This is a genomic window from uncultured Aquimarina sp., from assembly GCF_947500065.1.
Classification (GTDB): domain Bacteria; phylum Bacteroidota; class Bacteroidia; order Flavobacteriales; family Flavobacteriaceae; genus Aquimarina.
This window is the reverse complement of the sequence record NZ_CANMQT010000009.1, coordinates 210,686-235,864: the sequence shown is the minus strand read 5'-3', so window position 1 is coordinate 235,864 and position 25,179 is coordinate 210,686. Positions and strand designations below refer to the sequence as shown.

At 31.7% G+C, this 25,179-nt stretch carries 22 protein-coding genes; 14 read left to right on the top strand and 8 right to left on the bottom strand.

The features are described from left to right. Positions 1–117: 117 nt before the first annotated feature. On the bottom strand, positions 118–2,523 hold the full coding sequence (locus Q0975_RS22320) for a TIM-barrel domain-containing protein (RefSeq protein ID WP_299440877.1): 2,406 nt from the start codon (positions 2,521–2,523) through the stop codon (positions 118–120). 330 nt (positions 2,524–2,853) lie between these two features. On the opposite strand from Q0975_RS22320, the gene Q0975_RS22315 reads away from it, so the two are divergent. Continuing rightward, a complete protein-coding gene (locus Q0975_RS22315; protein ID WP_299440873.1) occupies positions 2,854–5,715 on the top strand; it encodes an esterase-like activity of phytase family protein in 2,862 nt (953 codons plus the stop codon). A gap of 81 nt (positions 5,716–5,796) precedes the next feature. Here Q0975_RS22315 and Q0975_RS22310 read toward each other — a convergent pair whose 3' ends face one another. Both Q0975_RS22310 and Q0975_RS22305 read right to left on the bottom strand, forming a co-directional pair. Continuing rightward, a complete protein-coding gene (locus Q0975_RS22310) occupies positions 5,797–6,315 on the bottom strand; it encodes a hypothetical protein (RefSeq protein WP_299440870.1) in 519 nt (172 codons plus the stop codon). 1 nt (position 6,316) lies between these two features. Then, positions 6,317–7,078, bottom strand: a complete 762-nt coding sequence (locus tag Q0975_RS22305; protein ID WP_299440867.1) for an MBL fold metallo-hydrolase — start codon at positions 7,076–7,078, stop codon at positions 6,317–6,319. A gap of 173 nt (positions 7,079–7,251) precedes the next feature. On the opposite strand from Q0975_RS22305, the gene Q0975_RS22300 reads away from it, so the two are divergent. The 8 genes from Q0975_RS22300 to Q0975_RS22265 all read left to right on the top strand — a co-directional run bounded on the left by Q0975_RS22300 (position 7,252) and on the right by Q0975_RS22265 (position 13,895). Further along, entirely contained in the window at positions 7,252–8,697 is a 1,446-nt protein-coding gene (locus Q0975_RS22300; RefSeq protein ID WP_299440864.1) for a TonB-dependent receptor, read from the top strand. 142 nt (positions 8,698–8,839) lie between these two features. After that, positions 8,840–9,958: a helix-turn-helix domain-containing protein gene (locus Q0975_RS22295; RefSeq protein ID WP_299440861.1), complete on the top strand. Its 1,119-nt coding sequence runs from the start codon at positions 8,840–8,842 to the stop codon at positions 9,956–9,958. 76 nt (positions 9,959–10,034) lie between these two features. Then, on the top strand, positions 10,035–11,408 hold the full coding sequence (locus tag Q0975_RS22290) for a serine hydrolase domain-containing protein (protein WP_299440858.1): 1,374 nt from the start codon (positions 10,035–10,037) through the stop codon (positions 11,406–11,408). A 103-nt stretch (positions 11,409–11,511) separates the two neighbouring features. Further along, positions 11,512–11,796: a hypothetical protein gene (locus Q0975_RS22285; RefSeq protein ID WP_299440855.1), complete on the top strand. Its 285-nt coding sequence runs from the start codon at positions 11,512–11,514 to the stop codon at positions 11,794–11,796. Next, positions 11,793–12,224 carry an AraC family transcriptional regulator gene (locus Q0975_RS22280; RefSeq protein ID WP_299440852.1) on the top strand — a complete coding sequence of 144 codons (432 nt, stop codon included), beginning with the start codon at positions 11,793–11,795 and terminating at the stop codon, positions 12,222–12,224. Before Q0975_RS22285 ends, Q0975_RS22280 begins: the two co-directional genes overlap by 4 nt. A 39-nt stretch (positions 12,225–12,263) precedes the next feature. Beyond that, positions 12,264–12,728 carry a GNAT family N-acetyltransferase gene (locus tag Q0975_RS22275; protein WP_299440849.1) on the top strand — a complete coding sequence of 155 codons (465 nt, stop codon included), beginning with the start codon at positions 12,264–12,266 and terminating at the stop codon, positions 12,726–12,728. Between the two features lie 174 nt (positions 12,729–12,902). Next, the gene (locus tag Q0975_RS22270; protein ID WP_299440846.1) at positions 12,903–13,403 is read left to right on the top strand and encodes a hypothetical protein; all 501 of its coding nucleotides are present in this window, start codon (positions 12,903–12,905) and stop codon (positions 13,401–13,403) included. 63 nt (positions 13,404–13,466) lie between these two features. Next, positions 13,467–13,895: a DUF1801 domain-containing protein gene (locus Q0975_RS22265; protein WP_299440843.1), complete on the top strand. Its 429-nt coding sequence runs from the start codon at positions 13,467–13,469 to the stop codon at positions 13,893–13,895. A gap of 197 nt (positions 13,896–14,092) precedes the next feature. Here the strand turns inward: Q0975_RS22265 and bcp are convergent, their stop codons facing one another. Continuing rightward, entirely contained in the window at positions 14,093–14,542 is a 450-nt protein-coding gene (bcp, locus tag Q0975_RS22260) for a thioredoxin-dependent thiol peroxidase (RefSeq protein ID WP_299440840.1), read from the bottom strand. A gap of 172 nt (positions 14,543–14,714) precedes the next feature. Between bcp and nth the strand changes: the two genes are divergently transcribed. Beyond that, complete coding sequence (nth, locus tag Q0975_RS22255) at positions 14,715–15,365, top strand: endonuclease III (protein ID WP_299440837.1); 651 nt, start codon at positions 14,715–14,717, stop codon at positions 15,363–15,365. A 42-nt stretch (positions 15,366–15,407) separates the two neighbouring features. Here nth and Q0975_RS22250 read toward each other — a convergent pair whose 3' ends face one another. Both Q0975_RS22250 and Q0975_RS22245 read right to left on the bottom strand, forming a co-directional pair. Continuing rightward, positions 15,408–15,557 (bottom strand): hypothetical protein, encoded by a 150-nt coding sequence (locus Q0975_RS22250; RefSeq protein ID WP_299440834.1) that lies wholly within the window; start codon positions 15,555–15,557, stop codon positions 15,408–15,410. Between the two features lie 73 nt (positions 15,558–15,630). Continuing rightward, positions 15,631–16,215 carry a sigma-70 family RNA polymerase sigma factor gene (locus Q0975_RS22245; RefSeq protein ID WP_299440831.1) on the bottom strand — a complete coding sequence of 195 codons (585 nt, stop codon included), beginning with the start codon at positions 16,213–16,215 and terminating at the stop codon, positions 15,631–15,633. A gap of 240 nt (positions 16,216–16,455) precedes the next feature. On the opposite strand from Q0975_RS22245, the gene uvrA reads away from it, so the two are divergent. Then, entirely contained in the window at positions 16,456–19,236 is a 2,781-nt protein-coding gene (gene uvrA, locus Q0975_RS22240) for an excinuclease ABC subunit UvrA (RefSeq protein WP_299440828.1), read from the top strand. A 69-nt stretch (positions 19,237–19,305) separates the two neighbouring features. Here the strand turns inward: uvrA and Q0975_RS22235 are convergent, their stop codons facing one another. Beyond that, positions 19,306–20,115 (bottom strand): hypothetical protein, encoded by an 810-nt coding sequence (locus tag Q0975_RS22235; RefSeq protein WP_299440825.1) that lies wholly within the window; start codon positions 20,113–20,115, stop codon positions 19,306–19,308. A gap of 348 nt (positions 20,116–20,463) precedes the next feature. On the opposite strand from Q0975_RS22235, the gene Q0975_RS22230 reads away from it, so the two are divergent. The 3 genes from Q0975_RS22230 (at position 20,464) to Q0975_RS22220 (ending at position 23,137) form a co-directional block, all read left to right on the top strand. After that, positions 20,464–21,108, top strand: a complete 645-nt coding sequence (locus Q0975_RS22230; RefSeq protein WP_299440822.1) for a peroxiredoxin-like family protein — start codon at positions 20,464–20,466, stop codon at positions 21,106–21,108. Positions 21,109–21,236: 128 nt separating this feature from the next. Next, a complete protein-coding gene (locus Q0975_RS22225; RefSeq protein ID WP_299440819.1) occupies positions 21,237–21,887 on the top strand; it encodes a hypothetical protein in 651 nt (216 codons plus the stop codon). Between the two features lie 152 nt (positions 21,888–22,039). Continuing rightward, positions 22,040–23,137, top strand: coding sequence for an amidohydrolase family protein (locus tag Q0975_RS22220; RefSeq protein WP_299440816.1), 1,098 nt, complete (start codon positions 22,040–22,042; stop codon positions 23,135–23,137). A 65-nt stretch (positions 23,138–23,202) separates the two neighbouring features. Here the strand turns inward: Q0975_RS22220 and Q0975_RS22215 are convergent, their stop codons facing one another. Next, positions 23,203–25,095: a T9SS type A sorting domain-containing protein gene (locus Q0975_RS22215; protein WP_299440813.1), complete on the bottom strand. Its 1,893-nt coding sequence runs from the start codon at positions 25,093–25,095 to the stop codon at positions 23,203–23,205. Between the last annotated feature and the right edge of the window lie 84 nt (positions 25,096–25,179).

The following is a 25,179-nucleotide window of genomic DNA, read 5'->3' as shown; positions in this document are numbered from 1 at the left end:
GAGATTGACAAGAGGTTGCGATAAATAATAAAGTTAATATGTAAATACGTTTTTTCAATTTCCTCTGAAGCAAACCATTATAATCATTTGTATTTCAGCAATATACAAATATAAACTTTATAACAGTATTTTCACATTTTCTATAACCGCAGAATTCCAATCGAATTCAAAAGATAACGTTTTATCTTCCTCATTCCAATCAGTTTCAACTACATTAGTTCCCACAGTAACAGATTTAGGAGCAGTTTCAATATTATGAATAATTAAAGAGATCTTACGCGTTGCTTTACTATAATCATTTCCTGTATCGGCATTAAAACCTATCGTTAGTGTATTATTTGTATTCTTACTTTCGAATTTCAGTATTTCATACTTTCCATTTTCATAGGCATTAGGCGTTTTACCATCATCATCATATAGTTTCCCGAAACTGGTTTCTATTTTTGTATCATGATAATAGTGTAATACCAAATTGTTTGTACTATAAGATTCAGTATTCTGAATAATTGCTACCATCGGAATAAATGATCCTCCTTTTACAAATACTGGGATATGATCTTCCGCAGTTTCGACCGTAATATATCTTCCGCCTTCATACTGCTTATCAGTGAAGAAATCATACCAATTAAATCCTTTAGGAAAATACACATCTTTTGATGCTACTCCAGATTTTACAATTGGAGATACTAAGAAACTGTCACCCCATAAATAGGTATTGGACACTGTTTGTAATTCTTTAGTGTTCGCATCATCAAAAAACAAAGGTCTCATTAACGGAACACCGGTTTGATTGTTTTCAAAAGCTAATGTATAATTATAGGGAAGCATTTGATATCTAAGTTCAATACTCTTTTTTGCAAGTGCTTTCGTCTTTTTATCATGAAAAACTGGTTCTGGAGCAATATGTTCCTGAGCGTGTGGTCTATAAATAGGTTGAAAAACTCCGTATTGTAACCAACGTGTATATAACTCTGGGTCAAATTTCTCTCCTCCTGCGAACCCTCCAAGATCAGAATGCATATACCCTAATCCTTGGATTCCCATGGATAATGCTATTTCTGTTTGTGGTTGTAATCCACCCCAACTTCTACTCACATCTCCAGACCAAGGTATCATCCCAAATCGCTGTGATCCTGAATAACCAGCACGCATTAAGATAAATGGACGTTGTTCCGGAAAATCTTTTTGATACCCTTCTTGTACTAATTTTGCCCAATCATGGCCATAGATGTTATGTACTTCATCCGCAGATCCCGTAGCGTGTAATAATGCTGAAGGATGCACCTCTGGTTCTCCTAAATCTCCCCACCATCCTGCAACTCCATATTCCCGAGTATAGGTTTTATAGATATTCCAAAACCAAGCTGCACCTTTTTCATCATAAATATCTATAATTCCAGTATTACCAAAATAAAAATCATATTTAAAAGGGTTTCCTAAGGAATCTTTCCCCAGTACTTTTTCAGCTACCGCCTCTTCCCATTTCTTCGAAGTAGATAAAACAAAAGGTTCTGTAATTAATATAGTTTTTACTCCCTGATCTCTAAAGTCATTGATCATTTCTTTTGGATTAGGAAATGAATCTTTAAGGAATTCAAAGTTCCCCATATGTCCTTTGATATCTTTTCCAAACCAATAAATATCTAAAATTACAGCATCTAAGGGAATGGAATCACTCTTAAACTTGGAAATAGTTTCTTTAGTTTCTTGTTCTGAATGATATCCAAAACGACTCGCAAAATTACCAAAAGCCCATCTTGGCGGTAACGGTTGTTTCCCCGTTAAATCAGTATACTGATCTATCAGATCTTTCCAATCATCTCCAGCGACTACTTGATACGTCTTTCTACCATTGATTGTTTCATAACTCAGTGTATTATCTTTTTTGCTATCAATATCTAGAAATCCTATTGGTGCATTATCAAAATGAACGGCATATTTTTTAGAAGATAACACCAACGGCATTGTATAATTCATTAACTCAGAACGTGTTTCGTAGCCATAATGTGCTTTATTATATAGCTCTAATCTGTTTCCTCTTCTATTCATTCCCACTACCCTCGCTCCTGCTCCATAAATCACTTCATCCTTATCTAAATTAAAATTTAGAATTTCCGTAGAATCCGTTTTGATATACCCTTTGTTTTCAGAAATCAATTCTTTTCCTTTATAGCTATAAGATATTTGAAAAGGTTCTTTGGTAATATGAACTTTAATACCTCCTGAACCGTACACAATTGTAGTATCATCTTCCATTAACTCTGCGACAATTCCTTTATTATGAAGAACCACTGCGTGAGATTCTGGATTAAAAGCTTCTCCTGTTGGAATAAAAGATGTTTCAATAATTTTATCAGAATACAATTTAATAATGTATTTACCGTGATCTCGAGGAATTTCTATAAATCGATCTTTCTGATAACTGTTGAAATTTGCTATAAAATCACTTGAATTATTTTTACACGAAAATGCTGTAAATGTTAGTATTCCAAAAAGGAAAAAAGAAAAAATTCTTGATTTCATATGTAATGAGTGTTTCTGATTTAGATAAGATTCAAATATACTAGAATCCCTTTAAAATTAGGAAATAACGGTAATCAGCCAGACCGAATTATTAAATCTTCAGTCAAAACAAAAAAACACGAGGAAAATCACAATAGTTCACTACAACGTTTTCGTTCAGTTCATAGATTAAATTTAACAACTTCATAACCTATTTCATACAATCTGTACACAATGGTAAAATACAAGATCATATCCTAAACATTTATTGAGATATATTAAACGTTTTGGTAATATCCAGATTATACTTTTAAGGTATCATTAACCAATTTAATCTTAATCGTATTACACATGAAAAATCATTCTTACGCTATGTTAAGACAGTACACAAAACTACTATGCTTTTCCGCATGTTTAGGCTTATTTATTTCTTTTTCGGCTTTTGCACAGAACGAAAAATCAGAACCACAATTTGATTTACCAAATGACAATTATTATAGTCAAGAGATGTATCTAAAAGGGAAAGGGAGGTCTTTTAGAAGCTTTGGAGATTTATTGTTTTCTAGAGCAGTACTAAAAGCTCCTAGTTTCTCAGAAGGACCAACTTCAGGTCTTTATATTGGAAATGGTCCAATTAATGATCAAGAACTTCCTTTTAAGAATAAACAACCTATTCAAGGATTTTCTTCTGTACTAAATAATATGGATGGAACCTTCACTGCAATGTCAGATAATGGTTTCGGGAGTATTGAAAACTCTGCAGATTATAATTTACGTTTATACAAAATCAAACCAAGATTCGAATCTTTTTTTAGAAGAGGTAAAGGAGATATTAAGGTTCTGGAGTATATTGAACTAAAAGATCCCAACCAATTAATACCTTTTGCTATTACGAATCATTTTAGTCAAGACAGAGTGCTAACTGGCGCTGATTTTGACATTGAATCCATTCAGAGAACTTCTAATGGCGATTATTGGATTGGAGATGAGTTTGGTCCTTTCATATTACATTTTGATAAAAATGGAATATTATTAGATGCTCCTTATGCATTACCCGATTTAGATAATCCTGGTAAAGAATTACGATCGCCACAAAATCCTTATAGTGAAGAAACTAGTGCTATTAGAATCATGAATGCTATGAGAGCACATGCGCAAGCTAATGGCAGTAAAGCTCCAGTGATGTCTCCTTGGTTTGTTATGCTAGATGACAGTGATGAAAACACTTTAGTAGGAAGTAGAACAACGCCTCCAGATGGTTTAGTCAAAGCATCAAGTGAATTATTCAATGTGTCTTCATTAAATCGTGCTGGACATCCAGTAATAGTTTATACAGTAAACGACTCTGAGAATATGAACCGTTTGCTAAATTTAGAATTACAAGGAATTATTTCGGATCGTCCGGATCTATTGCTAGAAGCAGTCCGGAATTTTGATAAAAACCAAGACGGACGTGCTGATTATATGGATGCTGATGGGCTCATCGATGTTAATATTTTTGATGCACAAGGACATAGAGGAGCTAGAAACTTACGTCCAGAAAACACTTTACCTTCTATGGAAGCTGCCTTAGATTATTTAATGCCTACATTGGAAACAGATTGTGGAATTACTTTAGACGGAATTCCTTTATTGGATCACGATCCACATATAGAAGCTGCTAAGACTAGAAAAACAGATGGTACTTCTTATGAATTTGAAGATGAAGTATTGGTAAAAGACTTAACATTAGATAGCATCCAAAAAACTTTTATTGCTGATAAAATATTAGCTGGAAGACCTGCCCAAACCAATGATCTTTCGCTTTCTCCAGTAGCTGTAGCTTTCTCTAATGAAAATGGATTTATTGATCCTTACATCATGCCATCATTACAACAATTATTTGATTTTGTAGAATTCTATGTAGCATATTATAAAAATGGTGCAGGATCTTCTCATCCTGAAGCCACGAAACGATGGAAAAATGCTTCTAAAGTTCGCTTTAATATCGAAACTAAAATCAACCCTAGAACAGATCTTGATGATCGAGGAGATGTTTTTGCGGAGAGAACATTTGATCCTCAAACATTTACGAAAGCTATTGCTGATATAATTATAGCTAATGAATTAACCGATCGAGCTGATATCCAAAGTTTTGATTTTAGAACCTTATTACTAACACAAAAACAATATCCTGAAATAAGAACAGTATGTTTATTTGGGGATTTTCCTAAAGTTGGAGATACTGGTGATGGCACTAATCTTCAAGATCAAAATGGAGAAAACACTCCTTGGTTAGCTGGAATGTATTGGCCTTACAGAAATACAAAACTTGACACTCCTTTTAAGGTAAGACAAAGTGGTGGTTTTGAAGGAATGGCACTTAGCATAGATAAAACAACATTACTACCACTATTAGAAAAACCATTAGAAAGTAGTGAAAATAATAATTTATTAATTCACGAATTTAATCTGGCTAATAAATCTTACACCAATAAAAAATACGAATACCCTCTTAATGAAAGATCATCCGCTATTGGTGATTTTAGTATGTTTAGTGAAAAAAGAGGAATAATTATTGAGCGTGATGGTTCTCAAGGAGATCTTAATGGTTTTAAAGCCATCTACGAAATAGAACTAGATCGAGATTCTACTCAAGTACAAAAACAATTAAATGTAGATTTATTAAAAATCCGAGATCCACGCAGAATTTCTGAACCAGGTTTACCAGGTGATATCGGAATTGGTAGAGATTTTGCTTTTCCTTTTGTAACTATAGAAAGTGTTGTTGTATTCAATCCATATTTAATTGGTGTTTTAAATGACAATAACTATCCCTTCAGTGTGGGAAGACACGTTGGTGAAAGGTTACCAGATGATAATGAATTTATCCTTCTTTGGCTAGATCAACGATTGGGAATGCCTTGGTATAATAATAAGAATGATCGTGTACTAAAACTAAACGGTAGTGATATCAAAACATATCCAAATACCTTTTCCAATCAAATAACTTTTTCTTCTACTAAGAAAAATTTAAATTTTGTAGCAATTGACATATTTGATATGGCCGGAAATTTAGTAAAAAGGATCAATTCACCAGATATTAATGAAAATGGTTTTGAATATACTTGGAATGGTCAATCGGATAAAGGTACTGAAGTATCTACAGGTATTTACATTGCAATTATCGAAGTAGATGGAGAATTCATTAAGAAGAAGCTTGTAAAGGAATGAGAAGAAGAATTAACCAACTATCTCTATAAAACCAAAAAAGACCTGCTAAAAACAGGTCTTTTTTATAAATTTTATCTTTTTCTAATTTCTCGGGTACAAAAATGACTTTACAACCTCAAAATCTACTACTCCATCTTTTTGAACATCATAAGTAATAAACAATTGCCCCCAATACACTCCATCTGTAAAATCGGCTATAATCCACTTATGATTAAGTAATCTAACTTTGTTGATTGCCATATTACCTTCCATACCAACAAAAGGAACGATTGGATTATCAGCACCAGCTTTATTTTGACTTATAATTTGATCACTAATTGTTAATTCCAATTTTTTAGCATCATATCCTTGTTCTTCAAAATAATTGATAGCCTCCTCATCTCCATCTAATGTAAAATACGTAAGATCCAAGGCTTTTTCTATTAGTGAGTCTTTTTCTAGATCTTTTGATTTTATTTCCTCTTCCTTCTCTGCTATTTTAGCCATTAAATTATCAATCTTACCATCATAAGATTCTTTAGCCTTTTTAGCATTCATAAATTGAAATAATACAAATAGTACTGAAAAAATGAATAGGTATAAAAATATTCTACTTCGCATATTAAATTGTAATTTTTAAATTATCGTAAGCTATAAAAACGTTTTTTGGTAATTGTTGTTGTACTTCTTCGTGAAAACCCAGCATGTGACTAATATGAGTCAAATATGCTTTTTCGGGTTTTACTTCATTAATAAATTCTAATGCTTCTTCAAGATTAAAGTGAGAGTGATGAGGCTCAATTCGTAAAGCGCTAACCACTAAAACCTTAACCCCTTTTAGCTTTTTAGTTTCTTCCTTTTCTATGGTTTTTACATCTGTTAGGTAGGCAAAATCTTTGAACCGAAATCCAAAAACTTGTAATCGATTATGCATTAAATTTACCGGAATCACATCCAGGTTGCCCAGTGTAAATGGTTGGTTAGTTAGTTCATTTTCTATAACACTGGGTGCTCCCGGATATTTATTCTCTGAAGAAAAAATATAACTAAATCTTGATCGTAATGCCTCTAATACTCTTTTATGAGCATAAACAGGAATATCTCCTTGCCTAAAAAAAAATGGCCTGATATCATCCATTCCCATGGTGTGATCTGCATGCTCATGGGTAAAAACAATTCCATCTATACTGGCTATATTATTCGCTAGCATTTGTTGTCTAAAATCAGGTCCACAATCAATAACATATTGGTACTCATCCCAAGAAACTAAGACGGACACACGCAATCTTTTATCTTTTGGATCTTTACTTAAACATACAGGATGTGTACTCCCTATTATCGGGATTCCCTGTGATGTTCCTGTACCAAGAAATGTAACCTCCATAGGTGATTTTGAATTAAGGCAAATGTAATTATAATTTTTTTGCTCAAAAAGTAATTCATTGTCACCCTCTATTATTTATATCTATTATAAAATGTAAAAAATTGCTTCCAGTTTTTTTTAATAATACTTAATGTATTAGTAACTTTACATAAACAAAAAAAGCCCATTTCGCTATGCCTATTACTATCATGGGAGACAAGGAATTCGAGTCTGTCCCTTCGCTTAAGAGCAAAGCCTTACGAATTAATCTAAATGCTAACATCTATGGTACCTTTGCAGAAATTGGTGCCGGTCAGGAAACAGCCCGTAATTTCTTTAGAGCTGGTGGTGCTTCTGGTACCATCGCAAAAGCTATGAGTGCCTATGATAAAGATTTTAGTGACGCCATCTACGGAATAGAAGATGACAAGCGTTATGTGACTGAAGCACGACTAAAAAAAATGCTTCGACATGAAGTTCGTCTTATAGAAGAACGAATAACAAGGGAAAAACATCCTAATAAATTATTTTTTAGTTACGCCAATACTGTAGCAACGATAGATTTTGCTAAAAAATATAAAGGACATGGTTGGGTAGGTATTCGATACCAAACCAAGCCAGATGAAGATTATAACGAGATTATTCTCCATATTCGTTTTCATGAAAACGATGCCAGGTTGCAGCAGATGACACTAGGAGTATTAGGAGTTAATCTTATTTATGGAGCTTATTATAAATATGATAACCCAAAAAAATTATTGCGTTACCTCTATGACCATTTAGATAAAGATCAGATTGAAATTGATACTATCAATTTTTCTGGGCCTCGATTTAAAAAAGTAGATAACCGATTGATGAGTTTACAATTGGTTAAGAATGGAATGACAGAAGCCGTAATGTTTGGCCCAGATGGTAATAATGTTTTACCAGCAGCTGTTTTATACAAAAAGAATATTCTTGCCCTTAGAGGAAGTTTTAGACCTGTGACTAAAGTAAATATGGATATTTACAAGAAGTCACTTAACATGTTTCTAAATGAAAATAAGGTACGTAAGGAAAAAACAATAGAGATTTTTGAAATCACATTATCTAACCTTAGAGCAGAAGGAGAAATTGATGAAGAAGATTTTATGTCCAGAGCAAGATTATTATGTTCTCTGGGACAAACAGTAATGATCTCTAATTTCCAGGAATATTATAAAGTTGTCGACTATTTCTCTAATTATACTAAAGAACGCATGGCACTATCCATGGGTGTAAACAATTTAGTAGATATTTTTGATGAAAAATATTATCGACATCTTAGTGGTGGTATTCTGGAAGCCTTTGGCAAACTGTTTTTTAAAGATTTAAAAGTATACCTATACCCATTAAAAAACCCTAAAACAGGAGAACTTACTACTAGTGAAAACCTTAAAGTACATCCTAGAATGAAAGAATTATATAAATTCTTTAAATACAATGGTAAACTTCAGGATATTGTAGATTATGATCCTTCTATAATGGATATATACTCCAGAGAAGTACTTCAGAAAATCCAAGAAGGAGAACCTGGATGGGAAGAGCAATTACCAGAACTTATCCCTGAAATGATTAAGGAGAATAACTTCTTCGGATATAAAGAAACGGAAAAAGTTTAGCATACATCTAAGCTGCATTATATTTATAGGGTTTAAAGATTTCATCAGATTTTACTTAAGATTTGATGAAATTTTCCTTTTTTAGCTTCTATAACAGTGGTTCATAATTACATATTAGAACACGTAAAATTTTGTAATTTCCATGAATAACCTTTTAAATATTATTATTTTACTTGGAACAATTCAAGGCATAATTACTTCAATTCTACTTTTTAGATTAAAGATCAACAAAAAAGCTAATAAGTTACTTGCCTGGATTATTCTATTGATTTCTCTAGCCTGTCTTAATATCTATTTTTTAGAAACCTTAGTAAATAATGACGCTACAATATTCAGTATACTAGAAGCTACTATACCATTAGTTATTATTATGCCTATCGGCCCTTTGATTTATTTTTATACGAAATCAATACTTAATCCAGATTTCAGAATCCGAAAAGAGGATAAATATCATTTCTTTAGCGGTATACTAGATATAATTCCTCAACTAACTACAATCATTTGTATTATTGGAGTTTTCTTAGGTTTCATTCATTCGTATAATTACATAACTGTCGATAATTTTATAGGAACCTATACTATGTACGTAGACATTCCCAGATGGATATCATTAGTAATCTATTTATGGCTCTCTTATACTATTATAAAATCTTATAAAAATAAAAAAAACAAAACTATAGTAAAATGGGTACGACATTTTATTATAGGGTTTGCTATATTTTCTATTATCTGGTTGTTTCATTTAGTGCCCTATATTATTCCTTCATTATCTAATATCTTACTCGACTCTGTTGGTTGGTATCCAATATACATCCCACTAATTGTTTTAGTATACTGGCTAGGTATCAATGGATATATCATAAGTTTTAATACTTATAAAAAAGAATCGAACTCTCTAGAAATCTCAAAAGAAACTATTACAACTACTATTTCTGCTTTAGAGGATTTAATGAAAAATGAACAATTATATTTGAATCCATCTCTTAAGCTTTCTGATGTTGTACAAAAAACCGGTATCCCGCAAAAAACAATTTCTGCCGTTTTGAATAAGCATGTATCTAAAAGTTTTAATGAATATATAAATACGTATCGAATAGAAGCGTTAAAAGTAAGGCTCTTAGAAGAAAAATCGGAAAAATATACCATTACAGGAATCGCTTTTGAATGTGGTTTTAATTCTCAAGCTACTTTTCAAAGAGCTTTTAAAGCAATTACAAATCAATCTCCCAGCGAATTCAGAAAAACACATCTAAAAAAATAGTACAACATATACTCAAATCTAGATTTGAATAGATTAAAGCCTTTAAAATCAATTTATTTGTTGAAAAGTATAACAAATGAAAAAGAATTTTACGGTAATACTGGTTTTCCTGTGTATTGGTCTTTGTAATGCACAAAACGATACTAAATATCTGAAAACAATTGATCAATTTTTAATCGAAGAATATCCAAAAGGAGAACCCGGTTCTGTTGTATTAATTGCTAAAAAAGGTACTATTATTTTTGAAAAAGCGTATGGATTGGCTTCTCTTAAACCTAAACGAAAATTAAAGAGCAATATGGTTTTTCAGATTGGTTCAATGAGTAAACAATTTGTCTCTGCAGCCATTTTGCAATTAGTAGAAAGAGGGAAAATGAAGTTGTCGGATACTATTCAAAAATATGTCCCTTACTACCCAATAAAAAAATATCCAATTACTATTCATCATTTACTATCACAAACTTCTGGGATTCCAGAATATTTTGATGTGGATGACAATGAATTTTATTTACTCGCTAAAGAACACACTCCAAAACAATTAATTGAATATTACAAAAATCGACCACTTATATTTAAGCCTGGAGAAAAATGGAGTTACAGCAATTCTAACTATCCATTATTAGGTGCGGCTATAGAAAAAGTAACTGGATTGTCTTTAAAAGAATACCTCAGAATTAATCTTTTCGAACCTCTAAACATGACATCTACTGGGCTTTGGTATACCAACACCACAAAAAAGAAAAGAATTCCAGTTGGATACAATAATAAAAACGGAAAACTATTTCCAGGGCCTAAAATTGTTGGATCAGCACTATATGCACCTGGAGGAATCGTTTCTACCGTGCAGGATTTGTTTCTTTGGAATAAAGCATTGAAAGAAAAGACTAAAATCTCTAAATATGTAGTAAAACAATTGACAACCGAAAAAACTAATACTGCTGGAGAAGGCACAGGATATGGTTATGGATTTTTTCTTAAAAAACTACAAGGAAGTCCCACCATACAACATGGCGGCAATCTATTTGGTTATACGAGTTATGGTATATTTTTACCAAATGAAGATATTTTTATTTCCATTTTGGCGAATACAAAATTTGACAGAGCAGAACAACTTACACAATATATAGGAAGTGTTTTTCTCAATAATCCGATAGAAATTTTCACTAAAAAAGAAATCTCCAAAGAACTACTAAAGGATTATGTAGGGATTTATGAATTGCTAAATGAAAAAATCAATAGGACTTTTCAGATAAAACTATTTGATAATTTACTAGTTCTTAGCGATCCTAAAGCTCCTGAAAATGATGCTATACTAACTCCTTCAGAGAAAGATGTTTTTATCCTTAAAGCTGCTAATGCTGTATTTAAATTTCAACGAGATAACACCAATAAAATAAATGGATATACTGTAAAACAAGGGGATATTTATAAATTTAATAAAGTGAAGTAGCTTTGTATCATTATTGTAATTATTTTAACGAAGCAAAATACCCAATTTTTAGAGTTGTTTTCATATATTAAAACCAAACGGAACAATATAATGACCAAACCTAATGAAAGTATTCGATTTTAATATAAAAAAAGGAATTTATAGTTTCGAAATTGATCATTTAAATTCTGATAATCACATACATCCTGTGATAGAAATCATTAGTGCATCAATTGGTAGTTTTTCAATAGAGACAAATAATCAAAAGGAAGACAATTTAGTTTTTGTAATCATTGATTCTAATAAAAAACATAAAATAACTGCTGAAAATTGTACAGTAGAACTATTAATGATAGAAAGTCATAATCAATTATTAAATTTTTTTTTGACCAACTTGGAATTCGATTGACCAATGGTATATATATTCCGAAAATTGATACAAATAAAAAGGATCTATTAAACGAAATAAAATCATTTGCTTTCAATAATAATTTAAAAAAAGCTGATGATGATAGAATTCAAAAATGTTTAGAGATTCTTGAGGCTGAAAATTTAGATTATGATAAAGTAATTTCCGTATTAACTTCGAAGGTATTTCTATCCGAAAGTAGGCTTTCTCACCTATTCAAAGAGCATATTGGTATTTCTATAAAGAAATATCTTGTTTGGAGCAAACTGAAGAAAGCTATACATGCTGTACTAAACGAAAATATCAGTTTAACTGAGGCTTCTTTAGAAGTTGGGTTTTATGATCAAGCGCATTTAAGTAATGCTTTTAAAAACGTATTGGGGATTGCTCCATCAAAAGCCTATAATAGCAGAATCTTACAATTGTAAAAGATTTTACTATACTAACTTTGTTATAAAATTTAAGAAATGGAACAAAGTATTAGAGAAGTTATAAAAGAAGACGTAGAAGCTCTGAAAATCGTATTAGATTCGAGTGAATTATTTCCTTCAGAATATCTTGACGACATGATATCTGATTATCTAACTAATACATCTTCCAAAGATATTTGGTTTACAACACTACATAAGGGAGCCCCAATTTCTATAGGATATTGTGCTCCAGAAAGGCTTACAGAAGGTACTTACAACCTATATGCTATTGCGGTAAAAAAAGACTTTCAAAGTAAAGGAGTTGGAAAAGAAATGATGCTATACATTGAAAACTTACTACGAGAAAAAGGAAATCGAATTCTGATAGTAGAAACATCAGGAACTCCAGAATTTAACCTAACCAGAAAATTCTATAAAAAATGTAATTATACACAAGAAGCAGTCGTCAGAGATTTTTATGCTGAAGGAGATGACAAAACGGTATTTTGGAAAAAATTATGAGCTACTAGTTAGCTATCGTTTTATTACTTCTTGTATATAATTACATCTTTAGCTGAGCAAAAAACACATAGATAAAGTTATGATACTCTTATAACCAGGTTCTTGGTTCTCTATACAAAAGCCTGAGTTCATTACAAGTTTGTTATCTTTAATAGATAACAAAGCCTTACTAATATGTTACATATACATCTTTTAAAACTATTAACTATAGATTTTAGTTCAGCAATTGTTCCAATTACAATTGCCATTATTGGAATTATTGGTAATTGGTATTTAGTAATTCAAAATAAGAAGAAAGAAATAGAACAAAAAGAATATCAGTTTCTTTTAGAAAATCTAAAAGGGTTCTGGGAATATCAAAACAAACTCTATGCAGAAACACTAAAGGTTGTGTCTGTTCTTGTATTAAACAAAGATATAAAATCTGAAGAATTTCTTTCTGCTTACAAAAGGTTTTGGGAACTCTACTGGGGCGAATTACCTACTTGTGAAAGCAATGAAATAGAATCATCTTTAGTAAATATCAAAGAATTAATTTACAGAAAAAAAAATCTAAAAGAAGGGGAAGAACCTATGAATTCAGCGCTTCTCAATTTAGCAAAATCAATAAAGAAATCTTCATTGTTGTTAGAATACTCAGAAAAACTAAGAGAAAAGATAAAAAAAAGAAGTTAATAACGTCTTAACTATAGTAAATTGTAATTTAACCAAAAATTAATCATCCATCTATTATAGATAATGAAAACATTACAAGTAAAAACAAACCCTGATGTTGAATTGGTTTACGATACTTATCCGGATTATGTACGTGAGAAAATCCTTGATCTTCGAAATTTAATTATACAAACTGCACAAGAACAAGAGGGAATAACAAGTTTAGAAGAAACTTTAAAATGGGGAGAACCCAGTTTTATAGCTAAAAAAGGAAGCACTTTTAGGATTGACTGGAAGAAAAACAAGCCGGATCAATATGCCATGTATTTTCAATGTACAAGCAAATTAGTGCCTACATTTAGGGTTCTATATAAAGACACATTTCAGTTTGAAGGGAATCGAGCTATAATTTTCCCTATGAACTTTACTATTCCTAAGAAAGAATTAAAGGATTGCATTACAGCAGCGCTAACCTATCATAAGGTAAAGCAATTACCTACCTTAGGTATATAAAAAGCATAGTAACACGCTACTTAAAAGCTTTTCATTTGTCATTTCGAACGGAGTCAAAAAATAGTTACTATTGGTTATAAATATATTTCGACTATAGCCTGTCCTGAGCCCTGTCAAAGGGCTCAATGTGACAGAATAAAAATTTGATTACTTTTCTGGCAATCCTTTTTACATATTTAATCAAACTGATTACATACCTAAAGTATTTGAGCAGCGTGATCCTTAGTCTTTACTTTGGTAATTACTTCAGAAAGCACTCCGTTTTCATCAATAACAAAAGTAGTACGATGGATTCCATCATATTCTTTACCCATAAATTTTTTGGGACCCCAAACATTAAAAGCTTCTATTACTTTCTTATCCTTATCTGCTAGCAATGGATAAGGTAATTCATATTTATTTTTGAAATTCTGTTGGCGTTTTGCACTATCTGCACTTACTCCCAAAATCTCATACCCTTGATTCTGAAATGTTTGATAATTATCTTTTAGATTACAAGCTTCTGCCGTACAACCAGGTGTACTCGCTTTTGGGTAGAAAAAAACCACTAGCTTCTTTCCTTTGTAATCTTTTAAACTAATGGTATTCCCATCCTGATCTAATGCCGAAAAATTAGGAGCCTTATCTCCTACTTTTAATGATGTCATTCTTTTGTGATTAATGTGAAAAACTTAAAATATAAGTTTGTTTAAAGTTTTTTGATAAAATTAAAACAAAAATTATAATTCATAGATGATTTTATTAAAAATTTAAGCTTTAATTGAACATACTAAACCTCTTAAATATTTATATTTTAGCATAAAATAATTTTCTAATTATATGACCAAACAGGAAAAGGTTGATTTCACTATCAAAACACTTAAGGAACTATATCCCAGAATACCCATTCCATTAGATCATAAAGATCCATATACCTTGCTAATAGCTGTTCTTATGAGTGCTCAGAGTACCGACGTTAGAGTTAATAAGATCACTCCTCTTCTATTTGAACGAGCAGATAATCCATATGCTATGGTAAAATTATCTGTAGAAGAAATTAGAGATATCATAAGACCTGTTGGTCTTAGTCCGATGAAATCTAAAGGAATCCACGGATTATCTCAGATATTAATAGATAAACATAACGGAGAAGTACCTCAGAGTTTTGAATATTTAGAAGAATTACCTGCTGTCGGTCATAAAACTGCTAGTGTAGTGATGTCTCAAGCGTTTGGTGTTCCGGCATTTCCTGTGGATACTCATATTCATCGTTTAATGTATAGATGGGGGTTTAGCAATGGTAAAAATGTAACCCAAACTGAAAAAGATGCAAAACGATTATTCCCCAGAGAAATATGGAATGATCTTCATTTACAGATAATATGGTACGGAAGAGAATACTCTCCTGCAAGAGGTTGGAATCTTGATAAAGATATTATCACCAAAACTATTGGAAGGAAAACTGTAATTAATGAATATCTAAAAAAATAAAAGACCTGCTATAAAATAACAGGTCTTTCACAAAGTTTAGTTTTAATTTAGAAGCGCTTCAAACTTCATATTCTTGTAATCTATAACACTTAAAGCCTTTGAATAATTCAGTAGAAAATCTACTGTTGTTTTCGTTGGTACTAATTGTTGTTGCTCCTCTTTTCGAGAAGACTTAAAGTAAAATTTTGCCATATTAATTAATCTTAAATTAAGGGTTATTTTTATAAATAACGAGGCAAAATATACTTTATTGCATAAAGAAATGTTAATTCGTTAAAACAATGTTGTTTTTCTCAATAACCTTTCTAAGGTTAATCAAGGCATATCTCATTCTCCCAAGAGCTGTATTGATACTAACACCTGTCTTATCAGATATCTCTTTAAAACTCATATCACGATACATACGCATCACTAATACTTCTTTTTGGTCTTCAGGTAATTCCTGAATCAAATTACGTAGATCTTCTTCTACTTGATCTTTTATAATTCTTTTTTCCGCATTCAGATCTCCATCGCTAATAATTGAGAAAATACTAAACTCTCCATTATCTTCAAATTTCGGCATACGGTTTCCTTTTCTGAAGTGATCGATAACTAAGTTATGAGCAATACGCATTACCCAAGGTAAAAATTTTCCTTCTTCATTATACTTTCCAAGTTTTAAAGTACGAATGACTTTAATAAATGTATCCTGAAAAATATCTTCAGATACATCGCGATCAAAAACTTTGGAATAAATAAAACTGTAAATACGTTGCTTATGACGTTCGATCAGTGTAGATAAGGCGTTTTCGTCACCTTTGATGTAATTGTTTACCAGAACAGCGTCCTTTATAGTGTAATCCTTCATACCTATTACTTAATTTTAGTACCAACAAGCTTGGGGCTCGGGCTATGTTAAACTTTAAAGTAAAGGTTCGCTATAGGCTATTCTTTTTTAGATTTTGGTTTAATTACTGGGGCTAATATAGTAACAATCATTGAAAATCAAACTATTTTCTGTTAATTTTTTTAACTTAACTTTCAATCTTAATCCTTTAGAATACTTCTTAAGTTATTATTATATTTGCCCCTACACCGCATATTTCCTATGATTCAAGACATCAGTACCTTAGATCCGAAACATAATATATTAATTAAAGGAGCTAAGCTGCATAACCTAAAAAATTTAGATGCAGCTATTCCAAGAAATAAATTAGTGGTAATCACAGGGTTATCAGGATCCGGTAAATCCAGTTTGGCTTTTGATACCTTATACGCAGAAGGTCAGCGAAGATATGTAGAAAGTCTTTCTTCATATGCTCGACAATTTCTAGGACGACTCAATAAACCTAAAGTTGATTATATAAAGGGTATAGCACCCGCAATCGCTATTGAGCAAAAAGTAAATTCTACCAATCCTAGATCGACTGTTGGAACTACCACAGAGATTTATGATTATCTAAAATTGCTTTTTGCCAGAATTGGCAGAACTTACTCTCCTATCTCAGGAAATCAGGTTAAAAAAGACACTGTAACTGATGTTATCAAATATGTAAAAACATTTGATGAAGGCGAAAAACTTCTATTACTGGCGCCAATTCACGTGGAAAATGGAAGAACGACAGAAGAAAAATTAAAAGTATTACAGCAACAAGGATATGCTCGTGTAAAAATTAATGATACTGTCTATAGAATAGAAGAGGCACACATCACAAAAAAAGATACTGTACATCTCGTAATAGATCGAATCATAAAAAGAAATGAAGAAGATTTCTATAATCGTCTTGCAGATGCTGTCAGTTCTGCATTTTTTGAAGGAAAAGGAACTTGCTTTGTTGAAACTTTAAAAGACAATGATTTACGACAATTCAGTAATAAGTTTGAATTAGACGGAATGACTTTTCTGGAACCAAATGTGCATTTATTTAGTTTTAACAATCCATATGGCGCTTGTCCAGAATGCGAAGGCTATGGTGATGTGATAGGTGTCGATGAAGATTTGGTCGTTCCTAATACTTCACTTAGTATCTATGAAGGGGCTGTTTTTCCCTGGAAAGGGGATACTATGGGTTGGTATAAGGACCAACTGGTAAATAGTGCTTATAAATTTGATTTTCCCATTCATAAACCATATTTCGAATTATCATCGGAGCACAAAGAATTACTTTGGAAAGGAAATGAATATTTTGAAGGCATTGATAGTTTCTTTATCGAATTAGAGGCTAAAGCATATAAAATACAGAATCGTGTAATGCTATCGCGCTATCGCGGAAAAACTAAATGTGCTACGTGTAAAGGAAAACGTCTTCGTCCAGAAACGAATTACGTAAAAATTGGTGATGCCACACTAACAGATTTAGTAGAGAAACCATTAAATGAGCTTACTGAATTTTTCAAAAACCTCGAACTTAATGAGTATGATGCACAAATTGGTAAACGATTACTGAAAGAAATAAATAGTAGGCTAACCTTTTTGGATAACGTTGGTCTTCAGTATCTAACGTTAAACCGAAAATCAAATACCTTATCAGGTGGAGAATCCCAACGAATAAACCTCGCAACTTCCTTAGGTAGTAGTCTAGTAGGATCTATGTATATTTTGGATGAACCAAGTATAGGTCTACATCCCAAAGATACCGAAAAATTAATCATAGTATTACAATCTTTACGTGATTTAGGAAATACAGTGATCGTAGTAGAACATGATGAAGATATCATGAAAGCTGCTGATGAAATATTAGATATCGGACCTGAAGCAGGTACACTTGGAGGAAATTTAGTTGCTAATGGAACATATGATGAAATTCTTAAATCTGATTCACTTACTGCAAAATACCTTAATGGTAATCTAGAAATAGAAGTTCCAAAAGAAAGGAAAACTTCTAAATACTATCTAGATATTATTGGTGCTCGTGAAAACAATCTAAAGAATATAGATGTAAAGATCCCGCTAGGTATTTTCACCGCGATCACAGGTGTTTCCGGTAGTGGAAAAAGTACATTAGTCAAGAAGATTGTATATCCTTCCATATTGAAACAACTAGGAGGATATGGAGAAAAAGCAGGTCAATTTACAGAACTCAAAGGGAATTATAGTAATATTAAACACGTAGAGTTTGTAGACCAGAATCCTATTGGTCGTTCTTCAAGATCCAATCCGGTAACTTATATCAAAGCATATGATGACATACGCAGCCTGTTCGCTAGTCAGAAACTTTCTAAAATTCGTAACTATCAGTCTAAACATTTTTCTTTTAATGTAGATGGTGGACGTTGTGAAACTTGCAAAGGTGAAGGAGAAGTAACTATCGAAATGCAGTTTATGGCTGATGTGCATTTAGAATGTGAAACCTGTGGAGGGAAACGTTTCAAAAAAGATGTGTTAGAAGTTACTTTTGAAGAAAAAAACATAGACGATATCCTTACCATGACTATCGATAATGCGATTGATTTCTTCTCAACTCATAATCAGGCTAAGATTATAAGAAAACTACAGCCATTACAGGACGTAGGACTTGGATATGTTCAATTAGGCCAAAGCTCCTCTACCCTATCAGGCGGTGAAGCACAACGGATAAAACTTGCTTCTTTTTTAGTAAAAGGAAATACAAAAGACAAAGCGCTATTCATTTTTGATGAACCAACTACAGGACTGCATTTTCATGATATTAAAAAGTTATTAAAATCATTCAATGAATTGATTAACAAAGGCCACTCTATTTTAGTTATAGAACATAATTTAGATCTTGTAAAATGTGCAGATTATGTAATTGATTTAGGACCTGAAGGAGGTAAAAATGGAGGAATGATCATAGCACAAGGAACTCCAGAAGAAGTTAGCAAAAATAAAAAATCATATACCGGTCAGTACCTAAAAGAGAAATTATAATTAACATATTAGGTCTCCAACTTCATTAATCCGAATACTGCTTCATGGATATTCCTAAGATTATTGAGTTTACAATCCCGTATATTTATTAGCCGCATTTAATATTTCGTAAAATGTATCATAACTATTTGACAAAGTATCGGTCCTATTTAAATAACTAGCATACTTTTTCATTTCATAAGATTCTTTTAATTCGCCTATTCTGTAGTTTAGAAGTTTTGCTTCTATAATATCTCGCTTCCAGTCTAACATCTGGGTTTTAGTCATTTTTCCTGTTTCAGATATCACCCTATGCCCTTTAAGCCTTATAGTCAAACTCTTACATTCATTCATCATTATACTATATTCTTTTAGAGGATATTTCATATTATCAATACGAGATACATTCATCTTCCTTTTATTTTTTATAGCTAATTTTCTAGATTGTTTTTTTTGCTCCCACTGAATATCAAATCGTTTCAGAAAGTAAGGTTCAGTATAATAATATTTATCCGTTTCAATGTTCCTAATTAAAACCTGAGATGTAGTTGAGAAATAGCTTTTATTAGAAAGCTTAAACTTTAATACTAAATCTTTTAGTGCTAACTCATGTTTCAAAAACTCGTCATTATTTCTTTTCATCATAACATAATTATCCATCTGTATAAAAGATCCAGATAAAGAATTACTAGCAATTAAATCTCCAACAAATAGTTTTTCCTTCGTTACTCCCGATTGATTCTTCACCTCTTTAACTACTACCTTATATACTACAGGTTCATATTCTAATTTTGTTATAAGTTTCATAGTAGTATACGGATCTAAAATATAGTTTTCTTTTTGACTATGGGCTGTTGAAAAAACTATGCTGCAAATAACAAATAAGATAATTCTTTTCATGAGTTTTAATTTTAAATTGATTTGTGTAGTGCTCTAGCGTATTAAACTAGTATTGGCAAAATAACTTCACTCTTCAAAAATTTAAGAAAAGTGAAGTAAGTAAAAGTGTGGATTTCCGTCAAAAAACACTTTTACTCGTCAATCCGCATTAATCTCGTTTACAAATAGTTAACAACAAATATCTATTCATATGTCTTTTTAAACAAGCTCTTAAAATCCTCTATAAATTTTAGAAATAATACTACACTAATTTTACACCATTCAAACATTAACAAAACTGTAATACAAAATTCTGTAAAGTGAAGAACAATATTTCGGCTAAGCCTTTAAATAATAAAAACCAAAGGAATGTCACTTACAGAAGAATTAAAAGCACGTGCTGAACAATCTGCTACAAAATATCCAGAAACAATTCATAGAATAATGAATAATGGAATTGATAGGCTTAAAGACAGTCAACTTATAACTAGAGCCTTAAGAACCGGAGATAAAATACCAGAAATACAATTACCTAATGCTGCAGATACAAGTATATCTGTGCAAGAATTGCTCGTTACAAAAAAAGTAGTTCTTTCCTTTTATCGAGGTGGTTGGTGTCCATATTGCAATATTGAATTACAATCATTACAAAAATATCAAGATCAATTCTCAGCATTAGGAGCTACTTTAGTTGCTATAAGTCCAGAAACGCCGAATAATTCAATGAATACCTCAGAAAAAAACAATCTTAGCTTTGAAGTTCTTTCTGATATTAATAATAAAATTGCAAATGAATTCAATCTAGTGTTTACATTACCCAAAGATTTAATAGAAGTGTATAAAGGATTTGGTATCGATTTAATTAAGAGTAATGGTAATGAAGATCATCAATTACCGATCTCAGCAACTTATGTAATTGATCAAGATGGAACAATTATCTATGATTTTATCAAGGAAGATTATAAAGAAAGAGCAGATCCAGAAGATATTTTAAACCTGCTGAAAAACAATTAATTAAGCACTTTTTCTGTTGTTTTATTTCACAACCAAAAAAAATTTGGCACGCGATTTGGTTACTTATTAATCAAATAGCGGAAACCGAAAAGCTAATGAGTAGGTAAAAACCCAAAACATTTTGAGTTATGAAAAAAATGATACTTTTTATTGCAGCAATGTTACTAGTTGGAACAGCTGCACAAGCGACCGATCAAAAATTGTCGGATCAAGTAGATAGGGTTACAAAACGTTATCGTTATGCACAACCTATTGTTTTTGTCGAAGGCGGTGTAAAATTCTTTGTATATCCTAATGGAGAAATTGATTTTAAAACTCCAAAACGTAGAAACTATAATAATTGGGACCGAAACTCGAGAAACTATAATTCTCCAGGACATACTAGAGGTTATAGATATAATAATCGTTTTACGGTAAGATATGATTACTACGGAAGATTAAAGCGTGTTGGTCTTACCACTATAGGATATAATAGATTTGATCAAGTAAGAAGAATTGGTTCTGTCTTAATGAGATACAACAGAAGAGGAAAATTAGCTCAGGTTGGTGGATTACGTATCTATTACGGAAAAAGAGGTAGAATCAAACATATAGAAGGTAATATCCATTATACAGGATGTGGTTATTGTGGAGTTGATGGATGTAGTATAACCCACGATCCATATTATAACTTTAATGCTAGATCAAACTATTATGATCAAGATGATCACAATCGTAATGATCATCATTATAAGAATAGAAAAAGAAAAAAGAAATCTAGTGATCAAGATGATGACTAGTATAAATTAGTTAGTTGGTTAGTTGTTGGAAAGCCCGTTACTGTCTTAGTAACGGGCTTTCTGTTTTTTTTTAACTAAAAATGTTAAGCTTTCTTCCAAACAGGGTGATTATTTTATATTTATGTCAATAATATTAAAAACTCATTCTTCTTATGAAATTTCACAAATTCTCGTTGTTACTACTTTTTGTTTTTTTAGTGAATCAAGCCACTGCTCAAAAAATGGAATTCGAAGATTATGATCCACCTTCTACCCTAGTAGTTCCCGAAACTATTATAAAAAAGGCTAAGTTTCCTTTTATTGATGTTCATAATCACCAATTTAGGATGCCTACTCAGGATCTTAGTGAAGTTGTATCAGAAATGAATAAATTGAACATGGCGGTAATGGTTAATTTATCTGGACGTGGAAGAGGATCTGATGAACATCTTAAGGGAGCTTTAGAAAATGTAAAAACCAATCACCCCAATCGTTTTATTGTTTTTACGAATATTAAACTAGAAGGCATCGATGATCCTAACTGGACAACTAAAACTGTTGCTCAGATAGAAAAAGATGTTGCTCTTGGCGCAAATGGTTTAAAAATATACAAAAGCCAAGGAATGGATAGCAAGGATAGTAATGGGAATAGAATAAAAATTGATGATCCTCGTATAGGACCAGTTTGGGAAAAATGTGGCGAATTGGGAATACCTGTATTAATCCATGCTGCCGACCCAAAACCTTTCTGGGATGCGCACGATAATCAAAATGAACGTTGGTTAGAATTAAAGCTACGTTCCAGAAGAAAAAGAGATAGTAATGTAACTGGCTCTTGGGAAACTATTATACAAGAACAACATAACATTTTCAGGAAACACAAAAACACTAAGTTTATCAATGCACATTTAGGGTGGTATGGTAATAATTTAGCAAAACTTGCTAAACTAATGGATGAAATACCAAATATGTATTCCGAAATCGGAGCTGTAATTGCTGAGCTAGGACGACAACCTCGCAATGCCAAAGCATTCTTAACTAAATACCAGGATAGAGTAATGTTCGGAAAAGATTCGTGGAAACCAGAAGAATACTATACTTATTTTAGAGTATTAGAATCTGATGATGAATATTTCCCATATTATAAAAGATATCACGCATTCTGGAAAATGTATGGATTAGATTTGAATGATGAAGTCTTAAAAAAAATCTATTATAAAAATGCTCTAAAAGTAGTTCCTAATATAGATGCTAGTTTGTTTCCGAAATAGTGTTTAGGTAAATAAGATAATAAGAGAGTATTTCGAAAATACTCTCTTATTATTTTCAGAAAATCTTATTGAATAATAATCATACTAGATACTTTCTTTGCTCCAAACTCTGAAGTCAAAATATATTGTCCAGACGATAATCCTTCAGAATTCAATTGAAACGTATTAAGACCAACTTTTCCTTCAAAATTAAATTCTTTCATTTTCTTACCATTCAATGAATACAGCGTAAAATTAACTGGTTTAATAATACCTAAACTAACATCGCTATAAATAGACGTACCTTTTTTAATAGGATTAGGGTAAACTTTTATTTCTTCATTTCGATCAAATCTTTTATCAAATGATGAGTCATCTGTGGATCTGGTAGAGGTTACCACAACCGGTTCAGGAATACTTTGTATCGTTAATCCGGGAACGCCAAGGCCTGTTGGTCCGCCAGTAGTATTGGTTACTGCACAAGAATACAACCCATCAACTGTTGCTATAAAAAAGCTTTCATTTACTAGTCTTGGAGGTGTCCAGGTATACACATTACCCATGTCCATACCATCAACATCTACGGAAACTCTATTACCAACTACTTCTGTAGGTACATCTTGTTGAGGGTTATAGCTGAAATTAAAAGATTCAAATGTACTGTTATAGAGAAGAAGATCTCCAAAATCCAATTTATTGTTTCGTACATATAGATTATTTAAAGTCCTACTATCCCCAAACACATTCGAAGGTAATATCAATTCTTCAAAATCATTATTATCTGCACTACAAGTCCTAATTTTTGGCATATTAGAAATATCCAATGCACCTCCTAGGTTATTATCTCTTATAATAAGATTTAACATCTCGTTATACATACCAGATATAATCAACGTACTTAAACCCAGTCCTTTTACATTAAACTCTATTAATTTTCTCATACCGGAAATATCCTTTTCTCCTCCTGAAACTACTGGGTTATTGTAAAAATAGAATCTTTGCAACTCAGCACCAGTCCCTAAAATAAAATCAGTAAATTGATTATTATGAGCAAAACAAGTTTTTAAATTTGGCATATTAGAAATATCCAAAATTCCAGAAATATTATTATCTCGAATTCTAAAATTCTGCAAATTATTATAATCTCCGGTAGCGGAAACTATAAGATTATCTAATCCCAAATTAGAGATATTTAAATCAATTAACTGTCTCATAGAGGAAATATCTATTGTTTTTCCCACTATAAATGGATTATTCTGTATTTCTATAGATTGTAACAGTACATTACTACCAAAAACAATATCCTCAAGATTCGAATTAAAAGTAAATAATTGTAATAATCCCAGCATATCAGATATATCTAGTATTCCAGAAAGCTTATCATTATTACTCATCCCAATTCTTTTTAATGCTGTCAAATTTTTAAAAGATGATGGGATTGTACCATCCATATTATTCGAAGATAAACTTAGTCCGGTAACCCTACAATTTTCTACCTTAACACCTTCCCATGTTTCCATCGGTCCGGTAAGCCAGTTTGTATTTCTTAACCAATCCTTTCCGTTCGTATCATTGTATAAACCAATTAATGCCTGTCGATCACGATCGTAATCGCTAATACTCGAATTAAAAATACCGAGACTAATACTGTTTGGAAGCTCTATACCATCAACAATTACATTATAACCCCCTAAATTTTCATTATTAAAGTTAGTTATTGTTAGTGTAGAAGTGGTTGCTCCACTAACATTTGCGGCATTAATATTTGCTCCAAAAGTAGCAGTCCACTGATAGGTGCTTCCTGATACGGGAGAAGTTAAGGTAACAGTTGTTCCTTCAACAATTGTGATGTTTGAAAAAGCTTCTGCTTGTATAGAAATATTAGGTTGCCCTAAGGAACATTGCCCAAAAGTTGCGTGGGCGATCAACCCCATAAATAAGGTGATAACGCATTTAAGTTTTAAGAAATAAGTTTTCATTTTTTTTGTTTTAAGATGAATTGATATCTCTTTGTGATTATTTCCTCCTCAAGGTTAACATTTCGTTCTAAAAAAAACATCAAA

What these genes read in the sequence shown, in the direction of transcription:
- Q0975_RS22290 (WP_299440858.1), top strand. Translation starts at nt 10,035, where the DNA reads ATGAAAAAGAATTTTACGGTAATACTGGTTTTCCTGTGTATTGGTCTT.
- Q0975_RS22245 (WP_299440831.1), bottom strand. Translation starts at nt 16,215, where the DNA reads ATGAAGGATTACACTATAAAGGACGCTGTTCTGGTAAACAATTACATC.
- Q0975_RS22250 (WP_299440834.1), bottom strand. Translation starts at nt 15,557, where the DNA reads ATGGCAAAATTTTACTTTAAGTCTTCTCGAAAAGAGGAGCAACAACAA.
- Q0975_RS22230 (WP_299440822.1), top strand. Translation starts at nt 20,464, where the DNA reads ATGTCACTTACAGAAGAATTAAAAGCACGTGCTGAACAATCTGCTACA.
- Q0975_RS22270 (WP_299440846.1), top strand. Translation starts at nt 12,903, where the DNA reads ATGTTACATATACATCTTTTAAAACTATTAACTATAGATTTTAGTTCA.
- Q0975_RS22300 (WP_299440864.1), top strand. Translation starts at nt 7,252, where the DNA reads ATGCCTATTACTATCATGGGAGACAAGGAATTCGAGTCTGTCCCTTCG.
- Q0975_RS22305 (WP_299440867.1), bottom strand. Translation starts at nt 7,078, where the DNA reads ATGGAGGTTACATTTCTTGGTACAGGAACATCACAGGGAATCCCGATA.
- Q0975_RS22235 (WP_299440825.1), bottom strand. Translation starts at nt 20,115, where the DNA reads ATGAAAAGAATTATCTTATTTGTTATTTGCAGCATAGTTTTTTCAACA.
- Q0975_RS22220 (WP_299440816.1), top strand. Translation starts at nt 22,040, where the DNA reads ATGAAATTTCACAAATTCTCGTTGTTACTACTTTTTGTTTTTTTAGTG.
- Q0975_RS22275 (WP_299440849.1), top strand. Translation starts at nt 12,264, where the DNA reads ATGGAACAAAGTATTAGAGAAGTTATAAAAGAAGACGTAGAAGCTCTG.
- Q0975_RS22310 (WP_299440870.1), bottom strand. Translation starts at nt 6,315, where the DNA reads ATGCGAAGTAGAATATTTTTATACCTATTCATTTTTTCAGTACTATTT.
- Q0975_RS22320 (WP_299440877.1), bottom strand. Translation starts at nt 2,523, where the DNA reads ATGAAATCAAGAATTTTTTCTTTTTTCCTTTTTGGAATACTAACATTT.
- Q0975_RS22295 (WP_299440861.1), top strand. Translation starts at nt 8,840, where the DNA reads ATGAATAACCTTTTAAATATTATTATTTTACTTGGAACAATTCAAGGC.
- Q0975_RS22315 (WP_299440873.1), top strand. Translation starts at nt 2,854, where the DNA reads ATGAAAAATCATTCTTACGCTATGTTAAGACAGTACACAAAACTACTA.
- Q0975_RS22215 (WP_299440813.1), bottom strand. Translation starts at nt 25,095, where the DNA reads ATGAAAACTTATTTCTTAAAACTTAAATGCGTTATCACCTTATTTATG.
- Q0975_RS22225 (WP_299440819.1), top strand. Translation starts at nt 21,237, where the DNA reads ATGAAAAAAATGATACTTTTTATTGCAGCAATGTTACTAGTTGGAACA.
- Q0975_RS22285 (WP_299440855.1), top strand. Translation starts at nt 11,512, where the DNA reads ATGAAAGTATTCGATTTTAATATAAAAAAAGGAATTTATAGTTTCGAA.
- nth (WP_299440837.1), top strand. Translation starts at nt 14,715, where the DNA reads ATGACCAAACAGGAAAAGGTTGATTTCACTATCAAAACACTTAAGGAA.
- uvrA (WP_299440828.1), top strand. Translation starts at nt 16,456, where the DNA reads ATGATTCAAGACATCAGTACCTTAGATCCGAAACATAATATATTAATT.
- bcp (WP_299440840.1), bottom strand. Translation starts at nt 14,542, where the DNA reads ATGACATCATTAAAAGTAGGAGATAAGGCTCCTAATTTTTCGGCATTA.
- Q0975_RS22265 (WP_299440843.1), top strand. Translation starts at nt 13,467, where the DNA reads ATGAAAACATTACAAGTAAAAACAAACCCTGATGTTGAATTGGTTTAC.